The sequence below is a fragment of the Fluviibacterium sp. S390 genome (assembly GCF_049800695.1).
Classification (GTDB): Bacteria; Pseudomonadota; Alphaproteobacteria; order Rhodobacterales; family Rhodobacteraceae; genus Meridianimarinicoccus.
Map to the genome: position 1 here is coordinate 25,520 of NZ_JBNAFN010000001.1, position 22,683 is coordinate 48,202.

23 protein-coding genes are annotated in these 22,683 nt (G+C 65.4%); 9 read left to right on the forward strand and 14 right to left on the reverse strand.

Features of this window, described 5'->3' with window-relative positions; all coding sequences use genetic code 11:
- Positions 1–2: 2 nt before the first annotated feature.
- Complete coding sequence (locus ACP15K_RS00095) at positions 3–1,577, reverse strand: trimethylamine methyltransferase family protein (RefSeq protein WP_193139067.1); 1,575 nt, start codon at positions 1,575–1,577, stop codon at positions 3–5.
- An 81-nt stretch (positions 1,578–1,658) separates the two neighbouring features.
- Between ACP15K_RS00095 and ACP15K_RS00100 the strand changes: the two genes are divergently transcribed.
- Entirely contained in the window at positions 1,659–2,285 is a 627-nt protein-coding gene (locus ACP15K_RS00100) for a TetR/AcrR family transcriptional regulator (protein ID WP_424989520.1), read from the forward strand.
- 84 nt (positions 2,286–2,369) lie between these two features.
- Here the strand turns inward: ACP15K_RS00100 and ACP15K_RS00105 are convergent, their stop codons facing one another.
- The 10 genes from ACP15K_RS00105 to ACP15K_RS00150 form a co-directional block, all read right to left on the reverse strand.
- Entirely contained in the window at positions 2,370–2,678 is a 309-nt protein-coding gene (locus tag ACP15K_RS00105) for a hypothetical protein (protein WP_193139071.1), read from the reverse strand.
- Positions 2,679–2,747: 69 nt separating this feature from the next.
- Positions 2,748–3,689: an SH3 domain-containing protein gene (locus tag ACP15K_RS00110; RefSeq protein ID WP_424989521.1), complete on the reverse strand. Its 942-nt coding sequence runs from the start codon at positions 3,687–3,689 to the stop codon at positions 2,748–2,750.
- 469 nt (positions 3,690–4,158) lie between these two features.
- Positions 4,159–5,430: a 3-oxo-tetronate kinase gene (otnK, locus tag ACP15K_RS00115; RefSeq protein ID WP_424989522.1), complete on the reverse strand. Its 1,272-nt coding sequence runs from the start codon at positions 5,428–5,430 to the stop codon at positions 4,159–4,161.
- 26 nt (positions 5,431–5,456) lie between these two features.
- Positions 5,457–6,578 (reverse strand): isocitrate/isopropylmalate dehydrogenase family protein, encoded by a 1,122-nt coding sequence (locus ACP15K_RS00120; RefSeq protein WP_193139077.1) that lies wholly within the window; start codon positions 6,576–6,578, stop codon positions 5,457–5,459.
- Positions 6,579–6,591: 13 nt separating this feature from the next.
- Positions 6,592–7,239 carry an aldolase gene (locus ACP15K_RS00125; protein ID WP_193139079.1) on the reverse strand — a complete coding sequence of 216 codons (648 nt, stop codon included), beginning with the start codon at positions 7,237–7,239 and terminating at the stop codon, positions 6,592–6,594.
- Positions 7,236–8,033, reverse strand: a complete 798-nt coding sequence (locus ACP15K_RS00130; protein WP_424989523.1) for an N-acyl homoserine lactonase family protein — start codon at positions 8,031–8,033, stop codon at positions 7,236–7,238. Before ACP15K_RS00130 ends, ACP15K_RS00125 begins: the two co-directional genes overlap by 4 nt.
- On the reverse strand, positions 8,030–8,320 hold the full coding sequence (locus tag ACP15K_RS00135; RefSeq protein WP_193139084.1) for a putative quinol monooxygenase: 291 nt from the start codon (positions 8,318–8,320) through the stop codon (positions 8,030–8,032). Before ACP15K_RS00135 ends, ACP15K_RS00130 begins: the two co-directional genes overlap by 4 nt.
- Entirely contained in the window at positions 8,320–9,831 is a 1,512-nt protein-coding gene (locus tag ACP15K_RS00140; RefSeq protein WP_424989524.1) for a tripartite tricarboxylate transporter permease, read from the reverse strand. Before ACP15K_RS00140 ends, ACP15K_RS00135 begins: the two co-directional genes overlap by 1 nt.
- Position 9,832: 1 nt before the next feature.
- Positions 9,833–10,582 carry a hypothetical protein gene (locus ACP15K_RS00145; RefSeq protein WP_226925623.1) on the reverse strand — a complete coding sequence of 250 codons (750 nt, stop codon included), beginning with the start codon at positions 10,580–10,582 and terminating at the stop codon, positions 9,833–9,835.
- A gap of 70 nt (positions 10,583–10,652) precedes the next feature.
- A complete protein-coding gene (locus tag ACP15K_RS00150; RefSeq protein ID WP_424989525.1) occupies positions 10,653–11,660 on the reverse strand; it encodes a Bug family tripartite tricarboxylate transporter substrate binding protein in 1,008 nt (335 codons plus the stop codon).
- Between the two features lie 170 nt (positions 11,661–11,830).
- Here ACP15K_RS00150 and ACP15K_RS00155 point away from each other — a divergent pair, with 170 nt between their 5' ends.
- The 8 genes from ACP15K_RS00155 to ACP15K_RS00190 all read left to right on the forward strand — a co-directional run bounded on the left by ACP15K_RS00155 (position 11,831) and on the right by ACP15K_RS00190 (position 19,573).
- Positions 11,831–12,862: a Gfo/Idh/MocA family protein gene (locus ACP15K_RS00155; RefSeq protein WP_193139090.1), complete on the forward strand. Its 1,032-nt coding sequence runs from the start codon at positions 11,831–11,833 to the stop codon at positions 12,860–12,862.
- A complete protein-coding gene (locus tag ACP15K_RS00160) occupies positions 12,859–13,536 on the forward strand; it encodes a GntR family transcriptional regulator (protein ID WP_424989526.1) in 678 nt (225 codons plus the stop codon). The genes ACP15K_RS00155 and ACP15K_RS00160 overlap by 4 nt, the downstream gene beginning before the upstream one ends.
- A gap of 55 nt (positions 13,537–13,591) precedes the next feature.
- Positions 13,592–14,530: an aldo/keto reductase gene (locus ACP15K_RS00165; RefSeq protein WP_424989527.1), complete on the forward strand. Its 939-nt coding sequence runs from the start codon at positions 13,592–13,594 to the stop codon at positions 14,528–14,530.
- 109 nt (positions 14,531–14,639) lie between these two features.
- Entirely contained in the window at positions 14,640–15,656 is a 1,017-nt protein-coding gene (locus ACP15K_RS00170; protein ID WP_424989528.1) for a helix-turn-helix transcriptional regulator, read from the forward strand.
- A gap of 161 nt (positions 15,657–15,817) precedes the next feature.
- Entirely contained in the window at positions 15,818–17,377 is a 1,560-nt protein-coding gene (locus ACP15K_RS00175; protein ID WP_424989529.1) for a hypothetical protein, read from the forward strand.
- Between the two features lie 35 nt (positions 17,378–17,412).
- A complete protein-coding gene (locus tag ACP15K_RS00180) occupies positions 17,413–17,937 on the forward strand; it encodes a hypothetical protein (RefSeq protein WP_193139099.1) in 525 nt (174 codons plus the stop codon).
- Between the two features lie 158 nt (positions 17,938–18,095).
- Entirely contained in the window at positions 18,096–18,248 is a 153-nt protein-coding gene (locus ACP15K_RS00185) for a hypothetical protein (protein WP_193139101.1), read from the forward strand.
- Complete coding sequence (locus ACP15K_RS00190; RefSeq protein ID WP_424989530.1) at positions 18,245–19,573, forward strand: carbohydrate porin; 1,329 nt, start codon at positions 18,245–18,247, stop codon at positions 19,571–19,573. Before ACP15K_RS00185 ends, ACP15K_RS00190 begins: the two co-directional genes overlap by 4 nt.
- 9 nt (positions 19,574–19,582) lie before the next feature.
- Here ACP15K_RS00190 and ACP15K_RS00195 read toward each other — a convergent pair whose 3' ends face one another.
- The 3 genes from ACP15K_RS00195 to ACP15K_RS00205 are packed head-to-tail and all read right to left on the reverse strand — an operon-like array spanning position 19,583 to position 22,655.
- A complete protein-coding gene (locus tag ACP15K_RS00195; RefSeq protein ID WP_193139104.1) occupies positions 19,583–20,725 on the reverse strand; it encodes an ABC transporter permease in 1,143 nt (380 codons plus the stop codon).
- Positions 20,722–21,690, reverse strand: coding sequence for an ABC transporter ATP-binding protein (locus ACP15K_RS00200; protein ID WP_424989531.1), 969 nt, complete (start codon positions 21,688–21,690; stop codon positions 20,722–20,724). Before ACP15K_RS00200 ends, ACP15K_RS00195 begins: the two co-directional genes overlap by 4 nt.
- Positions 21,687–22,655 (reverse strand): HlyD family secretion protein, encoded by a 969-nt coding sequence (locus tag ACP15K_RS00205; RefSeq protein WP_424989532.1) that lies wholly within the window; start codon positions 22,653–22,655, stop codon positions 21,687–21,689. The genes ACP15K_RS00200 and ACP15K_RS00205 overlap by 4 nt, the downstream gene beginning before the upstream one ends.
- Between the last annotated feature and the right edge of the window lie 28 nt (positions 22,656–22,683).

Sequence of the window (22,683 nt, forward strand, 5' to 3'; positions counted from 1 at the left end):
CCTCAGTACCACGCGTCGGCCATCGACGCCTTTTTCCTAGCCATGAAGTCCTGTAACCCGTCGTCGATGCCGGGATCCAGCGCGGGCGGGACATAGTCGGCCAGCACCGCCTTCCAGCGCCGGTTGGCCCGTGTCGCCGCGTCGGCGCCGCCCTGTTCATCCCAGGTTTCCCAGGGCTGGGCGTCGTCCAGCGCGCTGTCCCAATAGGCCGTCTTGTAGTGGCGCAGGGTGTGGGCGGTGGAAAACAGATGCTCGCCGGGGCCGTGTTCGGCCAGTGCGTCGAAGGCCAGCGTGTCGTCGCTGACCTCGACCCCCTTCAGATAGGCGTGCAAGGCCCCGCACAGATCCGCGTCCAGCATGAATTTCTCGTAGGACATGCTGAGCAACCCATCCAGAAACCCCGCCGAATGCAGTATGTAGTTGGCCCCGCATTGCACCGCCGACAGCATCGACATCATCGCCTGCTGCATCGCCTGCGCATCGGGCAGTTTCGAGGTGCTGAAATTGCCCGCACAGCGCAGCGGCAGGTTCAGACGCCGCGCCAACTGCCCCATGACCAGCGATCCCAGCGCCGGTTCCGGCGTGCCGAAGGTGGGTGAGCCCGAGCGCAGCGACATGGAACTGAGGAAACTGGCCAGTACCGCCGGCGCGCCGGGGCGCACCAGTTGCGTCAGCGCACAGGAGGTCATGCTTTCCGCCAGACATTGCGCCACCGATCCGGCCATGGTCAGCGGCGACACCGCCCCGCCCAGAAGGAACGGCAGATGGATCGAGCCCTGCCCGGCCGCCGCATAGGCCCGGATGCCGCGCGTCGTGACCCCGTCCAGCACCAGCGGCGAGGTGGTGTTGAAATTTCCCATGATGACGCAATGGCGGTCCACGAACTCTGCGCCAAACAGGATGCGGCACATCTCGATGCTGTCCTCGGCCCGCTCGGGCGCTGTGATCGAGCCCAGGAAAGCCCGGTCCGAATAGCGGATATGGGCATAGACCATGTCCAGATGCCGCTTGTTCACGGCGATGTCCGTCGGCTCGCAGATGGTGCCGCCGGAATGATGCAGCCACGGGCTGGACTGCGCCAGTTTCACGAAGTTGCGAAAGTCTTCGATCGTGCCATAGCGGCGGCCGCGATCCAGATCCATGACAAAGGGCGACCCATAGGAGGGCGCAAAGACCACCGCGTCGCCGCCGATCTCGACCGAGTGCGCCGGGTTGCGGGCGTGCTGGGTGAAGCGCGCGGGCGCGCTGCGCAGGATCTCGCGGATCAGGCCCGGTTCGAACCGGATATTGCTGCGCCCCGCGCCCAGATCCGTCACCTGCCCGCCCGCGTCGCGGAACAACTGCACGGTTTCGGGATCATCCCGAAACTCAACACCGATCTCGGCCAGAATACGGTCGGCGGTTGCCTCGATCCGAACCAGCCCGTCTTCGCCCAGAAGATCATAGGGCGGGATGCCACGGGTGATGAAAGGCACTTCCAGATGCGGGTTCTGGCCCGGAACACCGCTGCGGGGGGCGCCACCGGCACCCCGCGTGCGCCGCCGTGATCTGCGTTTCTCCGCCACCCCTTCACGCATCGCCGGTGCCTTTCGACTCGAATTGTTGACATAAGTGTTGGGCTGTTTGACATACCTGTCAAGTAAATCCACACTCCCAACATGACCCCGACCGACACCGCCCGTCCTCGTGCCACCGAAGAAATCTGGCTGAAGGCTGCCTACGATGTGCTGACCGAAAGCGGCGTCGAGGCGGTCAAGATCATGCCGCTGGCCAAGCGGCTGGGCCTGACCCGCACCGGGTTCTACTGGCATTTCAAGGATCGCGAGGCGCTGCTGGAGGCGATGATCCGGCATTGGGAAGACACCAACACCGGCAATCTGGTCGCACGTTGCGATGCCTATGCCGCCAGCATCTGCGAGGCTGTGTTCAACCTGTTCGATTGCTGGCTGGACGACAGCCTGTTCGACTCGCGGCTGGATCTGGCGATCCGCAACTGGGCGCGCAATGATCCTGATCTGCAACAGCGGCTTGATCAGGCCGACGCGCGCCGCAAAGAGGCGATGGTGGGGATGTTCCTGCGGTTCGGCTATGACCGCACCGAGGCGGAACTGCGCGCGCTCACCATGATCTACACCCAGATCGGCTATATCTCGCTGCAGGTGACCGAGGATCTGGACCAGCGCCTTGCGTTGATGCCCGGCTATGTCGAGATCTTCACGGGGCGCCAACCGGATGCGGCCAGCATCCGGCGGTTCATGGCGCGCCATCCCACCGGGGCGCCTTGAGCTGCGCAAACCGGGGGAAGAAATACCGGGACCGCGGGTCTCGCGGTCCCGGCCTTGGTCTTGGATGTCCAGCGCGCAGTGTGCCTATTTGGCGGCGGCTTCCTTCAGATTGGCCAGAACCTCTTCGCACTGGGCCGCACTTCCGACGATTTCACCGTCGTAGCTGCCGTCAGTATCAAGGTTGCGGCTGGCGCGGGTCAGCACCTGGTCAACCTGCTCGGCGCTCAGCAGGCCTTCATCCTGTGCGGCCTGAACGGTGGTGCAGATCCCGGCGCCAAGCCCGGTGGCAATGCCCACACCTGCGGCCGTACCAATCATCATCGGCGCGCCGACGAAGGCGCCGATCAACAGGCCGACGACCAGCATGATTACGCCAATCAAGAGTTTTCCCATGGAAGTATTCCTTTCTAAGGGGTCAAGAGTTTGCAGCGATGGGCCCATTTGTCAGGCCCGCGCCGCCCGTCATTCGATGCCGAAGGTCACGGTGTAGCTTGCGGTGTCATTGCCGCGATTGATGACCTCGACCACGTGATCGCCCGACTGCCAAAGCTGGCCGCGATAGTCCTGTTCCCGAGACATCTGATCCAGCAGGAAACTGCGATCGGGATTGAAGATCTGATACGACAGGCCCGGCCCCTGCCCGGCCACCCGCACGGTCAGAAACTGTCCGTCCTTCGCCCCCAGGACATAGCGGTGCGAAGCACCGGGGGGCAGCGTGCCGGTCAATTCCGCACCCGATGCGCCCGGATCAAAGTGCACGCGCTGTTCATCGGTTCCCCCGACAGCGGCATCCGATGCGGGCGTCGGGGCGGGCGCGGGCGTCCCGCTGCCCTCGATCAGGAAATCGCCTGCGGCCCAGCCCTCGTCACCGGGATCAGCCAGCGTTGCCACCCGGCACCAGCGGCGGCCCTCGGCCATTCGGCAGCCCAGGTTGCGCAGGTTGGTCCCGTTCGCCAGTGCGATCACGACGGCGGCTCCTTGTGACGGCCCTGCACGCAGGTTCAATGGCCCGCCTGCCGAGGTGGCCACCTGATAGAAATCCGGTCCGCCCGCCAGACCATCGGCAAAGTCGCCCTGCACCACCTCGCCGGTTGCACCTGTCACGGCAACATCCAGGGTATAGTCCGCAACCTCTCCCCGCCGCGCCGCCGCACGGTACAAATAGACCGAGATCGTGTAGGTGCCAGAGGTCGGCAAGATGCCTTCGAACCGGTTGAGGTCAGGCATCATCGGCCCGATCAGAGAGCCCACGGCAAGGGCTGCGTCGCCCGGCCCCGCGCCCGGCGCATAGACGTTGAAATAGCCCGCCGTGTTGTTGACGGTCAAAGACACGGTCATCGTCTGCCCGGCTTCGGCGCCGACCATGTACAGAACCGTTTCGCGGCCGGTCAGGCTGTCGCTCACCTGTGTGCCCGTTGTCCCCGCTGCAAACACAAGCTGCTTGGACCGCATGTCATCGGCACCGGCGGCCGTTGCGAGGCTTGCAGTCAAGAGAGATGAAATCAGAATTCGGCGAATGGATTTCACGGGTGCTCCCTTCCAGAACTGGATCCCACGCGAGGTTTTCTGCGCAGGCCCCGGATGCCGCAGCCTAGGCCGAGCGCAACGGCGCTGTCCAAAGGACCAAACCCAGATTATCGCGATCCGGCACCCGTAGCGAGACCTGACGTAACGACCCCCCAGGCCGCGTTGGCCGCCTCTGGTTGTTGGTGCGACTTGTCAGGGGCAACCGGGCGCTGGCGCGTGCGGTGTGTTGGGCGATCCGTCGCTGGCACACGCTGCTTTCAGTCTGACGGGCGCAACTGTACCCGCCACGGGGACGACGGCCATGGCATCTTTGCCGCCATGTGACCGCTGCCGTCAGGCCACAGTGTCAGCCCTGATCCAGAACCGCGAAAGCCTCTTGAAAGAACGCCGGGCCGCCGAAATTGCCCGACTTCAGGGCCAGTGCCAACGGCGTACCCCCCACGGCTTCGGTCCACGGCACACCCGTGGCGATCTCGGGCCCGATGCGCAGCGCGGTGACGCCAAGCGCGGATACCACCGCGCCCGAGGTTTCCCCCCCGGCCACCACCATGCGCGCAAACCCCGACGCGTGCAGCCCGGTGGCGATGCGCCCGAGGGCATCCTCGACCATCTGGCCCGCGCGCGCGACGCCGTGTTTTTCCTGCGTGCGCCGGACTTCTTCGGGATCGGCAGAGCCATAGATCAGGATCGGGGCGATGCTTGGCTGCGCGCCCGCCCAGTCCAGCATCTCGCCCACCACGTCCTGCCCCGCGGCTATCCGGTCCAAGTCCAGCTTCCGCACCGGCCACAGGTCACGGACCGCCGCGATCTGACCGCGCGTCGCCTCGGAACAACTGCCTGCAAAGACGACCGACCGGCCCGCGACCTTTGGCGTGACCGTAGGTGTTGCCGGATCCAGCCGCCCCTGTGCCCGCAGGTTGTCGGGCAGACCCATGGCGATGCCCGAGCCGCCGGTGACCAGCACATGCCGCGCCGCCGCGCGGCCGATATGGCGCAGATCCTCGTCCCGCACCGCGTCGGGAATGCCGTGGTTGATACCGGCCTGCCGCAATGCCGCGATCCGCGCCAGGATCGCCTCGGGCCCGGCCATGACATCGCCCAGCCCGATCAGCCCGGCGCGGCCTTCGCTTTGCGCATCCATCAGCCGCAACAGGTTGGCATCCTGCATCGGCGTCAGCGGGTGGTTCTTCATCGGGCTGTCCGACAGCAGTTGATCGCCGACGAACAGATGCCCCTGATAGATCGTGCGCCCGTTGGCCGGAAAAGCCGGGCAGACCAGCGCGAAATCGGTGTCCAGTGCCGCCCGCAGGGCATCGGTGACCGGACCGATGTTGCCGCGTTCGGTGGAATCGAAGGTCGAGCAGTATTTGAACAGGATCTGTTCGGCCCCCTGAGCACGCAGCCAGTCCAGCGCTTGCAGCGACTGGCCAACCGCCTGGTCCACCGGCGCCGTGCGGGACTTCAGCGCCACCACCACGGCCTGCGCATCGCCCACATCGGTGTCCGCATCCGGCACACCGATGACCTGCACCACCCGCATGCCTTCCTTGACCAGCGTGTTGGCCAGATCGGTGGCCCCGGTGAAATCATCGGCGATGGCGCCCAGAACTACGGTCATGACGTCTCCTGCGGTTCAAGGGGCATTCAGCCCGCCGCCTGTGTTTCGGTTGCGGCGGCAATCTGCGAAATAATCTCGGCGGTAACGGCAAGTGTGCCCATGTCACCGCCAAACTCCATCGGGCGCAGCCGGTTCCGGGCAAACCCCGCATCCACCGCCCGGTCCACCAGTTCTGCGGCCCGCCCATAGGCGGCCACTCCGGTCTTATCGGCCAGATAGTCCAGCATCAGCCCGGCGCTGAGGATCGCCGCCAGCGGGTTGGCCTTGTCCTGCCCCATGATGTCGGGGGCGCTGCCATGGGCGGGCTGGAACAACCCGGTGCTGTCGCCGATCTCGGCGCAGGCGGCCATGCCCATGCCGCCGACCAGACCCCCGGCCAGATCCGACAGGATGTCGCCGAACATGTTCTCCATCACCAGGATGTCGAACTCCCACGGCCGCCGCACCAGATCCAGCGCCTGCGCATCGACATAGTTGTAGCCGATCTCGGTGTCGGGATGGTCGCGGGCGATCTCGTCGAAGATCTTGCGGAAGAAGGCCATCGAGGTGAAGACATTGGCCTTGTCCACGCAGGTCAGCCGCGCCCGTTTTCCGCGCGCGCGGCGTTTCTCGGCCAGACGGAAGGCGAAGCGGTGCAGCTTCTCGGTGGTGGCGCGGGTGATCCGCAGGGTCTCGCGCACCTCGCTGTCGCCGATCACTTCGGCGCGCTTGTGGGCGGCTGCCGAATAAAACAGCCCTTCGGTGCTTTCGCGCAGGATGATCAGATCCAGCCCGGCGGCTCGCGGATCGGCCAGACGCTGCGGCGCATTTGGATAGGCGCGCACCGGGCGGATGCCTGCATACAGGCCATAGCGATCCCGAAGGCGCAGATGCGGCGAGATTTCGGTGCCGTCCTCGTGACGGATGGCGGGCAGACCAATAGCGCCCAGGAAGATCGCATCGGCCTCGCCGGCGCGCTGCTCTCCCCCCGGTTCGATGTCCTGCCCGGTTTCGGCGAAATACCCGGCCCCGGCGCGGATCTCGTCAAAAACCAGCTCCGGCGCTCCGGCCTGTTCGCAGGCGGCAAGCGCCACCTGCATGGCGGCCTCGGCCACGTCGATGCCGATCCCGTCCCCCTTGATCAGCGCAATCCGAGCCTTCGTGGTCATGCGGCCGTTCCTTTCATTCCCAGTCAATGTCGAACCTGCGGACGACGGTTTGGATCTGAGCGTCTGTCAGCCCGACCGCTCCGCAGCCGCGCGTCAGCAACGCCAGCCGCGCGGTTTCTTCCAGTTCCTCGATGGCATAGGTCGCGGCCCAGACATCCTTGCCGGCCACCACCGGCCCGTGATTGGCCAGCACCACCGCCGAGCGTTTGCCCGCCAGCCCGCGCACGGCCTCCGCCATCGCGGGATCGCCGGGCAGGATGAAGGGCAGTCGGCGCACCTTGCCCAACCGCATGATCCCATAGGGCGTCAGCGCGGGCAGCATGTTGTCGGCGTCGGTGTCGGGCAGCATCGACAGGGCCACCGAATGGGTGGAATGCAGATGCACCACCGCCCCGGTTTGCTGCCGCGTCTCGTAAAAGGCGCTGTGCAGCGGAATTTCCTTGGTCGGCGGGTCGCCCGACAGCAACCGCATGTCTGCATCCAGCCGACTGATCCGCGCCGGGTCCAGAAACCCCATCGAGCTTCCGGTGGGCGTCATCAGCAGGCTGCCATCCGACAACCGGGCCGAAATGTTGCCCGAAGCGCCGCAGGTCAGGCCGCGGTCGAACAGCGACTTGGCGATGCGGCAGATGTCCTCGCGCAGGCGGGTCTCTTCGGTCATCGCGGCACCTCGGCGATTGGGCCGGGATCGAGACGGCGTATGTGATCGGCCACGCCGGGGGCAAACAGCTTGCACACCAGCGGGTCATGGCCGGGGATGATCAGTTCGGGACGGCTGGCCAGCCCCAGCAGCCGGTCGAACCCGTCCAGCATGTCCTGCACGTCCACCACGATCGGGAACGGCTTGCGGGCGAACAGGTTTTCGTAGAAATGCGCCGCGTCCGAGGCCAGCACCATCCAGCCGCTTTCGGTCCGCACCCGCACTGCCTGAAGCCCCCGGCTGTGACCGCCGATGCGATGCACCGTGACGCCTTCGGCCACCTGCCCATCGCCGTCGTGGAACACCACCTGCCCCGAGAACAGCCGCGTGACCGCCTCGCAGACATGGCCTGCTGTGAAGGGCATCCGCAGCGTGTCGTGACACATGCAGGGCCCCGTGGCATAGGCCATTTCGGCGGCCTGCATGTGCAGCGTCGCATTGGGAAACAGTCGCAGCCCGCCCGCATGGTCATAGTGCAGATGCGTCACGATCACCTTGGTGATCTGATCGGGACGCACGCCCAGCGGGGCCAGGGCGGCCACCGGGTCCAGCCGGATCGGACGGGCGCGGGCCGCAGCCTCGGCATCGTCATAGCCGGTGTCGACGAGAATGACCTCGTCGCCGCGCCGCAGCAGCCACATGAAGTAATCCATCGGATGCGGCGCGTCGTGGTTGTCGTCGAAGACGAAGCTGTCGCCGCGCACCCGCGCATTGCGGTCGGCGTATTTAATGGCATGGATTTCCCAGCTGCTCATGAGCGCACCTCGGCGAAGCAGCGCACCTGCTTGTCTGTGACCATCTCGGCCACCGCGGCATCGAAGGCCTTGAAGTGGGCGCTGTGCAGATGCGCGTCAAAGGCCGCGCGATCGTCGTAAAGCTCGTACAGGAACACCGTGTCGGGCAGGTCGGGATCGGTGCAGACGTCGAACAACTGGCACCCCGGTTCGTCGTTCAGGGAGGTTCGCGCGTTGGCAATCATCCGCGGCAGGAATTCGGACATCCGTCCGGCTGCGATGGTGAAGGTGACGGTTACGGCGTACATCAGGCGGTCCTCCGCTTCAGCCGCCCGAAGGCGCGCTGCACAAATGGGATATGGCTCAGGATCAGCGCGACGTTCAGCGCCAGCAGGATCGCCGCACCGGGCCGGGACACGAAGACCGACAGATCCCCGTCCGACAGGAACAGCGACCTGCGGAAGGTCTCGTCGAACAGCCCGCCCAGGATCACGCCTATCACAAGCGGGGCGATGGGAAAGGCCAGCATGTTCATGAAATAGGCCACGAATCCGACGCCCAGCATCAGGTAGAGATCATTGATGCCGCCGCCGACGCTGAAGGATCCGATGGTGGTCAGCACCATGACGACCGGCAGGAACACGGTCTGCGGGATGCGCAGGATTCGGATGAAGACCCGCGCCGTGAACAGCCCCATCAGGAACATGGTGAAAGACGCCAGCACCAGGATCGCCACCACGCGCAGGATGATCGCCGGGTCGATGGTCGGGCCGGGAATGACGTTGTTGATCTTGAACGCGCCCATCAGGGCTGCGGCGGGCGGCGAGCCGGGAATGCCCAGCACCAGCAGCGGGATCAACGCACCGCCGATGCAGGCGTTGTTGGCGGTTTCCGCCGACAGAAGCCCTTCAACCGAGCCCTTGCCGAAGTTCTTGCCATCCTTCGAGACGGTCTTGCCGACGCCATAGCTGACCCAGCCCGCCACATCCTCGCCCACGCCGGGCAATGCGCCGACGCCGGTGCCGATCACGCCCGACCGGGTGATCGTCGGCAGGTAGCGGCGCACGGTTGCCAGATTGGGCACGATCCGGTCGCGGAACTGCACCAGCTTGCCCACGTCGGCATGGCGTAGCCCTTCGATGATCTGCGGCACCGCGAAGGCCCCCATCAGCACCGGCACCACCTGGAAGCCCGACATCATGTAGGACCAGCCGAAGGTATAGCGCGGCTCGGACAGCAGCGGATCCATGCCGACCATGGCCATGGCCAGACCGATCAGCCCGGCGATCCAGCCCTTGATCACCAGATCCTCGCTCATCAACGTGCCCGACAACAGGATGCCAAACAGGGCCAGCAGGGCCTTTTCCGGGCTGGCGATGTTCTTGGACACCAGCAGCAGCGCCCAGACAAAGACCAGCAGCGCGAAGGTGCCGATCAGCGTGCCGATGAAGCTGGCCGTGGTGGTCAGGCCCAATGCCTCGCCGCCCCGGCCCGCCTTGGCCAGCGGGTGCCCGTCCATGGCGGTGGCCGCACTGGCCGCCGTGCCGGGAATGTTCAGCAGGATCGACGGGTACGAGCCGCCGTAGATCGCCCCGACATAGGCCCCCAGCAGGGCAATCAGGGAATAGTCCAGCGGGATCTTGTTGCCGAAAAAGCCGGTCAGAATGGTCACCGCCAGCGTCGCCGTCAGCCCCGGCAGCGCGCCGAAGGTGATCCCCAGAAACACCGAAGTCACCAGATAGACATAGGTCAGCGGATCGACCACCAGTGCCGCAAAGGCCCCGCCGAAGCCTGCAAGTTGGGACAGGACAAATTCCACCTCAGGTCCTCCAGAGCGGTCGCAGGGTCACGTAGTAGTGGTATTCGATCTTCGAAAAGATCAGCCCGCCTCGGTTCGGCACGTTCTGGCGAAAGCCGAAGGCCATGGCGCAGACAAGGATCAGCGGCGCGCCGACAGCGATCCATGGGGTGATGCGGAACACTCTCGACCTATGGCCGTTCCAGAGCATCCAGCAGGTCAGCCCGATCCACAGCACCAGCGCGATCCAGTCATCGCCGTGAGCGCTCCATTCGGATTGCGGGAAATGCAGGACCATCGCGGCGGCCCCGGCCAGGGCCATGATCCCGGCGGCCAGCGTCATGCGCCCGGTGCGCCCTTCGTGATAGCCATAGATCAGCGCGGTGATCAGCAACCCCGAACAGATGATGAAATCCACGCGCGGCACCAAGGCCGCGATATAGGACAGGAAGATCACCGCCAGCGTCGCAAAGCGCAGCGCCTCGTCCCGGTCCCAGCCCAGCCCGACGGCGGTCAGCGCCCGCTGCGCGCCGCCCGCCCGAATGGCCACCACCAGCAGCACCACCGACAGCACCAGCATGGCCAGGAAGATGCCCAGCGGCACGATGGCAGCAGAATTGTACCAGGCCACCCCGGCCACCCCGCCCTGCGTGGTGTTGAACAGCGGAATATCCGCCGTGCGCCACAGGAAGAAGACCGAAACGGCCATCAGGATCAGGGCCGCCCAGAAGTCGCGGGCGCGCATGATGCTCTTGTCTTCGCTGGGTTCCAAACCTAGCCCCTCCCGGCCTGTCAGAGGGGGCGCACATCGGCGCCCCCACATCGTTGCGATTGCGCGTCGATCAGGGCTTCTCGATACCCAGCGAGGCCGGGTCCACGGTTGCCACGCCAAGATCCTGCAGCGTATAGGCAAAATTGGCTTCCAGCGTCTCGAACAGCGCCTGCGCCTCGGGCCCGGACTGGCCGCCGATGTCATAGTTGTTGGCCGCAGCCCATTCGGCGACAGCCTCGCCGGCCATGGCAGCGTTGAAAGCCTCGGTCAGCGTGGCCTTGACGTCATCCGACGCCGAGTTGTGCACGGCAAATCCGATGGCCTGCTTCAGCGGCAAGTAGGCGTCCAACCCGTCGTAGAGGTCGAAGGCCGACGGTACGGTCATGCCCGCGATCTCGGCGGTTTCAGGGGTCAGCATGGCCAACGGCTTCAACTCTCCGCCTGCGATCAGCGGTGCCTGTTCGGCCAGCGAGGTCACGACCAGCGCGACTTCGCCGGCAATGGCAGCTTCCTGACCCGGCGCGGAGCCCTTGTAGGGGACGAACTTGAAGGTCACGCCCGCGCCCTTCTCGATGGCCAGCAGGTTCAGATGGTGGATCGATCCGGCACCCGAGGCGGCGGCAGGGATGGACCCCGGCGCGGCCTTGGCGGCCTCGACCAGGTCTGCCAGCGTCGAATAAGGGCTGTTGGCCGGCACCGAGATCAGATCGGGCGAGCCGCCGACGATGAACGGATACCAATAGTCGAACTTCTTGTCCCAGCCCCCCTGCACGGCGGCGGTCACATTGGATTCCGACAGGCCGACCAGCGTATAGCCATCGTCGGGCTGGTTCATCACGTAGACCATTCCGTTCGATCCGGCGACGCCACCGGTCTGGTTGATCACGTTGATCGACACCGGCAGATGCTTTTCCATCTCGGCCATGATCATGCGGTTGATGGTGTCGGTGCCGCCACCGGCCCCCCAGACCACCGCTGTGGTGATGTCACGATAGGGATAGTCCTGCGCGGCCGCCGGGGAAGTTCCCACTGCGGCCAGCAGGGCGGCCCCCGCCAACGTTCCAAACATCTTCTTCATCAACACGTCCTCCCGACAGTTGTGCGTTCTTTATTGCGTTTATTTGCGTATTCATTAAATTACACGTTGTCAAACACTGTTTGCGGCGGGCTGGCAATTGCCGCACAGAACCCTAAGGAACGAGGAATGATGCGACCGACCCGAACTCCCGCCCGCAAAGGCCGCACCGCATGAGTGCCCCCGCAACCCTGCGCGTCGCCTGCGCCGGTGCTGGCTATTTCAGCCAGTTCCAGTACGACAGTTGGGCGCGCCTGGATCGGGTGGCGCTGGTGGGGTCGTACAACCGGCACATCGACAAGGCGCGCAAGACCGGCCTGCCCGCCTTTGATGATCTGGCAAGGATGCTGGCCGAAACGCGGCCCGATGTGCTGGACATCATCCTGCCGCCCGTGGCCCATGCAGAGGCGATCCGAACCGCACTGGACGCCCGGATAAAAACCATCATCTGCCAGAAGCCCTTCTGCAACGATCTGGCCGAGGCCAAACAGGCCATCGCTGCGGCCGAGGCTGCCGGGGCCCGGATCATCGTGCACGAGAATTTCCGCTTCCAGCCGTGGTATCGCCGGATCAAGGCCGCGCTCGACGACGGCGCGGTGGGCGAGGTGCTGCAAGTGACTTTCCGCCTGCGCCCCGGCGACGGGCAGGGCCCGCGCGCCTATCTGGATCGTCAGCCCTATTTTCAGCAGATGAACCCCTTCCTGATCCGCGAAACCGGCGTTCATTGGGTCGATACCTTCCGGTATTTGTTGGGCGACCCCGTCTCGGTCTATGCCGATCTGCGCAAGGTCAATCCGGTCATCGCCGGCGAGGATGCGGGCCATGTCCTGTTCGAACATCCCGGCGGCGTGCGCGCCCTGTTCGACGGCAATCGCTGCCTGGACCACGCCGCCGACAACACCCGCCGCACCATGGGTGAGGCGCTGGTGGAAGGCACCGAAGGCACGCTGACGCTGACCGGCGACGGCGCCGTCACCCTGCGCCGTTTCGGCGGGTCCGACACCGAAACCCTGTTGCCGCCTGACAGTTGGGACGGTTTCGGCGGCGACTGCGTCCACGCCTTGCAGTCCCATGTGGTTTCTGGCCTTCTGGACGGTGCGCCGCTGGAGAACCTCGCCCCGGATTACCTGTCGGTCATGGAGATCGAAGCCGCGATCTACAAATCGGCGCAGGAGGGGCGCAAGATCATGTTGGAGGCAGAGTGAAAACACAGGTCGACAAGCCGGTTTCGAACACCGACCGCGCCATCACCGAATTGCGGCGTCTGGTGTTTTCGGGCGAACTGCCCGCCGGGTCCGACCATCTGGAAAGCGAGTTGGCAGAGCGCCTGGGCATGTCGCGCACGCCCATCCGCGAGGCCGCCCGCACGCTGGAAAGCCAGGGGCTTCTGGAACTGCGGGCACGCAAGGGCGTGCGCATCCTGCCGGTTTCTCCCGAGGACATGCGCGAGATTTATGACGTGCTGACCGAACTGGAAAGCCTGGCCGCCGAACGGGCCGCCGAACAGAGCTATTCCGCCACCCATCTGACCGATCTGGCGCGGGCCATCGCCGATATGGATGCCGCACTCGATGGCAAGGATCTGGACACATGGGCCGAGGCTGACGACCGGTTCCATACCGAACTGGTGCGTCTGGGCGGCAATGCCCGCGTCATGGCCATCACCGCGATGATGAGCGATCAGGTCCGCCGCGCCCGCGCCGTCACCCTGTTCATGCGCCCGCTGCCGGTGCAATCGAACGAGGATCACCGCGGCGTCTTCGAAGCCATTGCCAAGGCCGACCCGCAGCGCGCCCGTGATCTGCACCGCGCGCACCGCGAACGGGCCCGCGACATGATCCTTGGCCTGCTGGAACGGCATCGCCTGCGCCAGCTTTGATCACCGGCTTTTCTGCCCTAGACTTCGGCACACCCCTGACAACGGACGTCTCCACATGTCGCATGATCTGAAAACCCTCGATGGCACCCCCCTGTCCCGCTTCTGCTTCGGTGCCATGCAATTCGGCGTCGGGGCCGACCGGGCCGCATCCGAGGCCATGTATGCCGCCTGCCGGAAGGCCGGCATCAACTTCTTCGACACCGCGCACGTCTATACCGGCGGGCTGTCGGAAACCTGGCTGGGCGAGATGGTGCGGGACGAGCGCGAGGCGGTTTTCGTGGCCTCGAAGGTTGCCTCGACCGGTGGCTCGGGCCGCGACAACATCCTTGCGCAGTTCGACATCAGCCGCGCCCGCCACAAGCTGGACTGCGTCGACGGCCTGTATCTGCACCGTTTCGACCCGGACACGCCGCTGGAAGAGACCTTCGAAACCCTCGCCGGATTGCGCGATGCGGGCAAGATCCGCCAAGTGGGCGTGTCGAATTTCGCCGCATGGCAGACCATGAAGGCGGTGGCGGTGGCGCGCCGGTTCGACCTGAACATCTCGCTGATGCAGCCCATGTACAATCTGGTCAAACGACAGGTGGAGGTCGAGATCCTGCCCATGGCCGCCGATCAGGACATCGCGGTCGTGCCCTATTCGCCACTGGGCGGCGGCCTGCTGACTGGCAAGTATCTTGACGGCGCAAGCGGACGCTTGCAGACCGACGATCGTTACCGCGTGCGCTATGGCGATGCCTGGATGCAGGATGTGGCAGCGAACCTGAAGTCGCTGGCCGAGGACCTGGGGCAATCGCCCGCCACTTTGGCCGTGGCCTGGGCGGCCAGCCATCCCGGTGTCGCCGCGCCGATCATCAGCGCCCGCTCGGTCCCGCAACTCCAGCCTTCGCTGGACGCCATGGGCTTTGACATGGATGCCGAACTTCGCGCACGGCTCACCGCCCTGACACCCACACTGGAACCGGCAACCGGACGCTCCGAAGAAGCGGGCTGACCGCCTGCGCCCGATGCGGCAACGCCACGACCCCTTGATCCGCAGTGGCGTTGCACCCGGCCCCCGTCTGCCCCAAGGTCAGTGTGGTACCCCACCGCGAGCACATGTGATGGCCAAGACAATTCCCCTGATCCGCGCGGCAAATCTGCTGCCCCTTGTCCGGTTCACCGAAACCCACGGGCGCAACACCGCGCAGCTTCTGGACGAGGCTGATCTGGCCTATTGGTTTCACCTGTCACCCATCGACCCGATCCCGCTGCGCAACGGACTGGACGTGATGCGCGCGCTGTCGCGCACCTATGGCCCCGATATCGGACCGCAGATCGTGACCCAGGCCAGCCTTCCGGAACTGGGCTATATCGGGCAGGTGGCACTTGGTGCGCGCAGCCCGGCCGAGGCGCTGATGCGCGTGTCGCGCGCCCTGCCCTTTCATTCCAGCCATGAACACATCGGGCTGGACCAGAAAGACGGCATGTTCGTCCTGACCCAGCGCTTCGATTTCGACATCGATGACGAGGCGCTGCACGCGGTGCATGGGCTGTTCACGGCCCTGTTGCAGACCATTTGCGCCTTCAACGGCACCCGCCCGCCCGCACATGTCCGGGTTCAGATGGTGCCGCATCCGACCCACGGAATGGCGCATCTGCAACCCCATTTCGGCCCATCGTTGACGACCGCGCCCGACAAGGTGCTGCGCATCGAACTGACGCCGAATGTTCTGGGCGCGCCGTTCCGCAGCACCGCGCGGGATCGCCTGCCGCAACTGATGGCCTTGCAAGTGCCGCCACTGGCCGAGGATGCCAGCCTGGCGGCCTCGGTGCGCGCGGTCCTGGGGTCCATGATCCATGACGGCGCGCCGAAAATCGACCGCATGGCCCGAAGTGCCGGCACCAGCGTACGCAGCCTGCAACGCCGCCTGTCAGAGGAAGGCACCAGCTTTGGCACCGAACTGCAGACCGTGCGCCGCCGGATCGCCGAAGACCTGCTGACCCGTGGCGAAATACGGGTTGGGGACGTGGCCGAACGTCTGGGCTATGCCCAGCAATCCGCCTTTACCCGCGCCGTGCGCCGCTGGACCGGGAAACCGCCCAGTTTCGCTGAAAAGGCTGCGAAACGCGCCTCCTGAAAATATCTTGCGCCCACGTCTGAATTTTGGCGCGAAATGCTAAATCATCCGTTTTCCAGCCCGTTAGTCTGCAAGCCTGAAAGCCGTGCCGGCCCTTTGGTTCAGCGGACCAAAGGCAATGGCCACACCGCACATTGATGACGCGACCCGGAGACGATTTGATGAAATTCCTGTCCGCGCTGCTTTTGGCGACACTGTTGACCGCCCCCTTGCCGGGGATGGCCAAGGACAGCCCGCCGCCCGCGCCCGATGCAAACGGACCCTTTCCCGGCGATCTGGCCCGCATCCAGCAGGAATGGGACTGTGCGCAACAGCGCGAGACGCCGGGCTATTTCAAGTCGCTCAACGGCGCCGAGGTTGCGGATGCCACCCGCAGCCAGTTCTACCCCTGTGCCTCGTTCCTTGGATCCATGAAGGGCGACAACCAGGTGTTCATGTGGCGCAGCCCCGAAGACTATCAGGGCGTGCTGTTCATCAACAACCGCTACCCCGGAGAGCTGTACCTGACCGGCGGCAACCTGCCCCCGGCCAAGGGCCCGATGCCTGTGGGCCCCTGGGTTGCCAAGGTCGACGCCACCACCGGCAAGGAAATCTGGCGCACGATCCTTGAAAACGGCAATGTCTCGGGCGCCTGGGTCGGGGCGGCCAATCTGAACATCCTGCCCGATGGCAATATCCCCGTGGCCTTCGGCAACCATCTGGTGAAGCTGGACGGCGAGACCGGGCGCATCCTGCAGCATCTGTCGCTGCCCAGCGGGGTTGCCCCGCCCGAAGGCAGCAACTTCAAGCATCTGACCATTGCGCCTGACGGCACGCTGATCATCAAGAACCAGACCCGCGCCACGCCCTGCGATATCCAGGGCACGCTGGCAGCCTTCATGTGCCCCGGCGGCATCGCCGCGGCCCCCGGATCGACGATTCTGGCCGTGAACCCAGACACCTTCGAGATCTACGACCAGATCGGCGTTCCGGAAAACGCCGTGGTCCCGCATACCATCACCCAGCATGACGGGCAGATCGCCATCTATGCGCCGTCGGTCGCCAAGGCCTATCGCTTCTACTGGGATCCCGAGACGCGGAGGCTGTCGCAGGACACCGACTGGGTGATCGACACCTATCTTGATCCGGGCCAGACCACCGGCGACGCCCCCGGCATCCTGGGCGATTGGGTGGTGCTGCAGGTCAACGGCCTGCCCAGCAAGGTGGCCTCGGCCATCGTCGCGATCCACCAGAGCGACCCGACCCGCATCACCCGGCTGTACCCTTTCGGCACCGATCTGCCCACCGGCCAAAGCTGGGCGCCGCCCAAGGCCGCCATCGATCCCGAACTGAGCATGGTGTTCTCGGCCGACCAGAACATGATGCAGATTGCCGGGATCACCTTCGATCAGAACAGCGGCGCCATGACCACCGCCTGGACCCGCGACGGCGCCACCACCGCCCTGCAGGCGCTGTATGGCCCGGCCGACGCACGTGTGCTGGGCACCGCGCGGGCCGAACCCGGCACCACGCTGGAGGCGTTGAACCAGACCTCGGCACCAAGCTATCGCCAGCAGGCGATCTGGCTGGACGCCAGGACCGGCGACCTATTGGCGCAATCGCCCTTTTTCGAGCCCATGAGCTTCAATACGCTGCTTTCTCCGGGTTACGGCGGGCGATTCTATTATATGTGGGACAAGGGCTTTATCGTTTTGCAGCCCTTGCCCCTTCAGGCGAATTGATCGTCTGCAACAACCTTCTCAACACGGAGTTCACCATGTCCCTGAAACCTTTCACGCTGGCCGCCGCTGCCATGCTGCTGGCCACCGCGCCGGCATTTGCGTCCGACAGCCCGATCCCGTCCAGCAGCGACCAGTTTACGGTCTATGATACCGTCGAAGGCTGGACCGTCTATGCGGACGGCTCGACCAAGACCTGCCTGATCGAACGCACCGACGAGGCCGGCAATGCCATGCAGATGGGCCTGACCGCCGACCGCGACTTTGCCTATGTGGGCGTTTTCACCCAGGCCGACATTGAAGCGGCATCCGGTGACATCGCGCTTGGTGTCGGTGGCAAGGTCTTTGTCGGCGAAACCCACGCGATCAAAAGCGGCAAGCTCGCCGCCGACTACCGGGGCGGCTATGTCCTGACCAACAATCCCGACCTGGTCACCGCCATCGCCGAGAGCCAGACCATGATCGCCTTCCCCGACCAGCCGATCGCCTTCGTGATCGACCTGACCGGCACCAAGAAGGCCATCGAAGCCGCCCGCGCCTGCAACGCGTCGCTGGCCGGTTGATCTGTACCAACTGACAAACGGACGGGGCGGAAATGTCGCCGCCCCGCCAATTCCTGACCCGCGCATCCGGGCCTGTCCCATGCGCCCGTTCTCTCCCCTCAAGACCCCTGCCCGACTGGTCAGTTCAGCGGCAGCGGATGACGGCAAGGAGACATCCCATGACCAAAGCCCCCCGTCCCGTGCATTGCGCCACGCATGCGCTTGCCGCCGTGGATGCTTGCGAGGGTCAGGACCCGGCGGACGAGACCAACAAGGGGATCGGTGACGAAGTCCAACAATTTTCCGCGCGGAACCCGGCGTCCGGCGGATGAGGACAATTCCCCCTTCGCGACGGGCCTTCCGCCGATCCCTGGGCAGCGTTGCCGGTCTGGGGCTTCTGGCGCTGTCGGCCGGGACCGCAAACGCGCAATCCCAAGGCGCGCTGAGCGGCGTCGATCAGGGGGCTGGGACACATTCGGGGTACAACCTGACCTCGCCGCTGGAAGGCGGCGGCGGTGTGGCCGAGGATCTTTCGCAAGACGATATCCGGCGCGAAAGCCTGCTGGACTGGGCGCGCGCGCAAACCGCCCTGCAACCCTGGTTCGCCTGGAAAACGCGGCTCTACCAGAATACCGGCCTGCAACTGTCCTTCAGCTATCAGGCGCTGGGACAAGCGGCGAGCCAAAGCCTGGGCGAAACCCGTGCTGCAGCGGCCCGCGGGCAGATCCAGGGCGCCTGGGAACTGGTCGGACGCGGAACCAGGAACGTCGGCAAGTTCACCTTCCGCGTGGAACACCGCCAAACCGCCGGCACCGAGATTCCGCCGTCGCAACTGGCCTATCAGTTCGGCAGCTTCACCTCCTCCGGCACCGGGTTCAGCGACTTCGGCTTTGCCGTCACCGAATACGCCTGGCGGCAGGCGCTGCTGGAGGGCAAGTTCAAGTTCATCTTCGGCAAGATCAGCGCAATCTCGTGGTACAACACCCACGCCCTGTCGTCCTCGATGCGCGGGTTCCAGAACACGGCGATGCAAAGCAGCCTGTCGAAACCGGCACCGGGGCGGGCCTTTGGCGGCGGGATCGGTGCCCAGTTGGGGGAACATTTGGTGGTGGTGGCCGGGATCCACGATGCCAACGGCAAGACCACCGGCAACCCGTTCGACACCATCGGCGCGCATGAGTTCTACAAGTCGGTCGAGGTGCGCTATTATCCGACGACCCCGGACCGCTGGCGCTGGGATCAGATCAAGCTGCAACTCTGGCATCAGGACGCCCGCACCGACGCGGGCATTCCCGAAAGCAGCGGCGTCACCTTCGCCGCCAGCCATATGTTCAACGACCGCTGGATGCCCTTCGTGTTCGGCGGCCATTCCGATGGCAAGGCCAGCCTGCTGAAATCCGACCTCGTGGCCGGGCTGGGCGTCGGCTTCGACGTGAACGACCGCGCGGCGGGCGGCGTTCTGGGGGTTGCTGCCGGATGGGGGGATCCGTCGCAAGACGGGTTGCAGGATCAATACACCGGCGAGCTGTTCTACCGCTTCCAGTTGCTGGAGCATCTGGCGATCACGCCGTCAGTGCAAATGGTCATCCACCCTGCGGCCAACCCGACGCAGGACCGGGTCTATGTCGCCAGCCTGCGGGCGCGGGTCACCTTCTGAACGCGACGGCTACAACCGCTTGCGAAAGCGCAGGGTGGCGACGATCAGGCCGAAGACCATGAAACCCGCCATCCACAGCATCCCCCCCGCCATGTCGATCAGCGCCGCATCGCGCAACACCACGCCCCGGATCATCTGCATGAAATGGGTGGCTGGCAGCAGTTGCGCGATGGCCTGCGCCGGTCCGGGCATCCCGTCGAAGGGAAACATGAACCCCGACAGCAGGATCGACGGCAACAGGATGAACACGGTCATCTGCATGGCCTGAAGCTGGTTGGTGGCGATGGTGGACAGCACCAGCCCCAGCGACAGGCTGGCCCCGATGAACAGCAGCGTCACCACCAGCAGCACCCAAAGCGAGCCGTTTACCGGCACGTTGAACAAAAGGTAGCCAAGCCCAAGGATGATCGCCACCTGCACCAGCCCGATCACCATATAGGGGATGATCTTGCCGATCATCAGCTCGATCGGGCGCACCGGGGTGTTGATGAGCATCTCCATGTTGCCACGTTCGCTTTCGCGCACGATGGCCGCCGAGGTGAACATGATCATGGTCATGGTCAGGATGATCCCCACCAGCCCCGGCACGATGTTCACCGCCGAGCGTTGCTCGGGGTTGTAGAACAGCGCCACCTCGAAGGTCGGGACCACCCGGTTCGGCGGCTGCCGGAACAACTCGGTCAGGGGCATGGACCGCAGGCTCTTGATCCCGGCGGCGATCATCGTGTCCGAGCCGTCGACGATCCATTGCGCCACCGGGCGGGCACTGGCCATATCCGTCGCCGGCGGCGGCGCGGCACCGATGGCAGGGATGCGCACCAGCCGCGCGGGCAGATCCGGCGGGATGATCAGGACCGCGCGCACCTCGGCCGCCGTCAGGGCCTGCTGCGCCTGTTGTGGCGTGGCATAGGTCTGGGTGAAATCCACCACCTGCGTGGTGCCCACCATCTGCACCAGCATCCGGCTCAGCCCGCTCTGATCCTGATCGACCAGCCCCACGGGGATGTGGCGGATGTTGGTGTTGATGGCATAGCCGAACAGCACCAGCTGGATCAGCGGGATCATGATGACCATGCCGAAGGTCATCCGGTCACGGCGCAGTTGCAGCAATTCCTTTTTCAGGATCGCGCCGATGCGCCCGATCGAGATCACGCGGCCGCCTCGGCCGGGCGCGCGGCCCCGCCCCCGGTCGCGGCAACGAAGACGTCCTCAAGATTGGCGCGGGTCCGGTGGCAGGTGACCGGACCGGCGTCGTGCAGCAATGCGGCCACATGGGCCTCGGGGTCAGCCTGATCCTTGCGCACCAGCACCCGCAGCCGCGCGCCGATCTGGGCCGAGGACAACACCGCCGGGTCGGCGTCCAGCAGGTCCTTCGCATGGCGCAACTGGTCACCGGTCACCTCGATCACATTGGCCTTCAGCCCCGCCATCAGGTCGGGCGGCGCGCCTTCGATCCGCGTGATCCCGGTTTCCAGGATGGCGATGCGGTGGCAGCGCTCGGCTTCGTCCATGAAATGGGTCGACACGATGATTGTTGTGCCACCGTCCACCAGATCGAACAACCGCGCCCAGAACTGCCGCCGGGTTTCGGGATCGACGGCCGAGGTCGGCTCATCAAGAAACAGCAACAGCGGCTCGTGCAGCACCGCTGCGGCCAATGCCAGCTTCTGCCGCTGGCCACCGCTCATGCTGCCGGCGATCTGATGTGCTTGTGCTTCCAGATCATAGCGTTGCAGCAGGGTCTCGATGCGCGTCTTGCGGCGGCGGCGCGGCAGGCCGTAGATGCGCGCCGCGAAATCCAGGTTCTCGATCACCGTCAGATCGCGGTAGTGCGAAAAGCTCTGGGTCATGTAGCCGATCTTCTGTTTCAACGGCTCGGGTTTGCCCGGCAAATCGACGCCCAGCACCCGCGCCCGGCCTTCGCTCGGGATCAGCAGACCGGTGAGCATCCGCATCAGGGTGGTCTTGCCGCTGCCGTTGGGGCCCAGAAAGCCGAAGATCTCGCCCCGCGCGATGGTCAGATCCACCCCGTCGACAGCGGTCTTGGGCCCGAAGCGGCGGGTCAGCCCGGCGGTGGACACCACGACCTCGGGGTCGGTCTGTTGGGAAATGGTCACGGCAGATGCGCCTGCGCCGGCATGCCCACCGGAAGTGCTGCCGCCGCCGCGCCGGGCAGGTCAATCTCGGCCAGATACATCAGGCGGCTGCGATCTTCCTGGTTCAGGGCGTAATAGGGTGTGAAAGCAGCGTTGACGCTGATCCAGCGCACCACCCCGCGCATGGGTTCGTCCAGCCCATCGACACTGACCAGCAGTTCGTCGCCCTCGTTCACTTTCACCCGCGCCGGTTCCGGCACATAGACGCGGGCAAAGGGCCGGTCCCCGGCCAGCAGGATCGCCACCGGGCTGCCCATCGTCACCCGCTCGCCCAGGTTCCACGGCAGGCTGTCGAGCACGCCGTCGCGGGTGGCCGTGATCGCGAGGTTGTCCAGGTGCGTCTGTTCCACGTCAAGCCGCGCGCGCGCCGCCGCAAGCGTGGCCACGGCCATGGCGATGTCTTCGGGACGCGCGCCGTTTTCCAGCTCCAGCAGGCGCGCCTGCGTCGCCTCCAGCTTGGCGCGGGCGGCGTCGCGGACGGCCCGGTTGGCATCCAGCCGCGCCTGGGTGATGGCTTCGCGTTCCACCAGAATGCTGTTGCGTTCGAAGTTCGCCTCGGCCTCGGTCAGGCTGGCGCGGGCGCCGTCCACTTCGGCGCGCGCAATGGCGATCTCCTCGGCGCGCGGCCCGTCGCGCAGCTTGTCCAGATTGGCCTGTGCATTTGCCAGATCGGCCTTTGCCAGCGCCAGGTTGCCCAGCCGTATCGCGGGATCGAGCTGCACCAGAAGGTCACCGGCCTGCACCCGGCTGCCCTCGGCCACTGGCAACCCGACGATGATCTCGTTCGCGGTGGCGGTCAGCGCCACACGCTCGCGCGCCAGTTCTCCCAACGCCACGTTGCTTTCATGGGGGCTGCAGCGGTCCAGCAGGGCCGTGGGCAGGGTCAGGCTGACAAGCAGCCCGAGGGTAGAGAAAGACAGCTGCACGCGATCGGGCCATAAGGTTGTGTCGGGA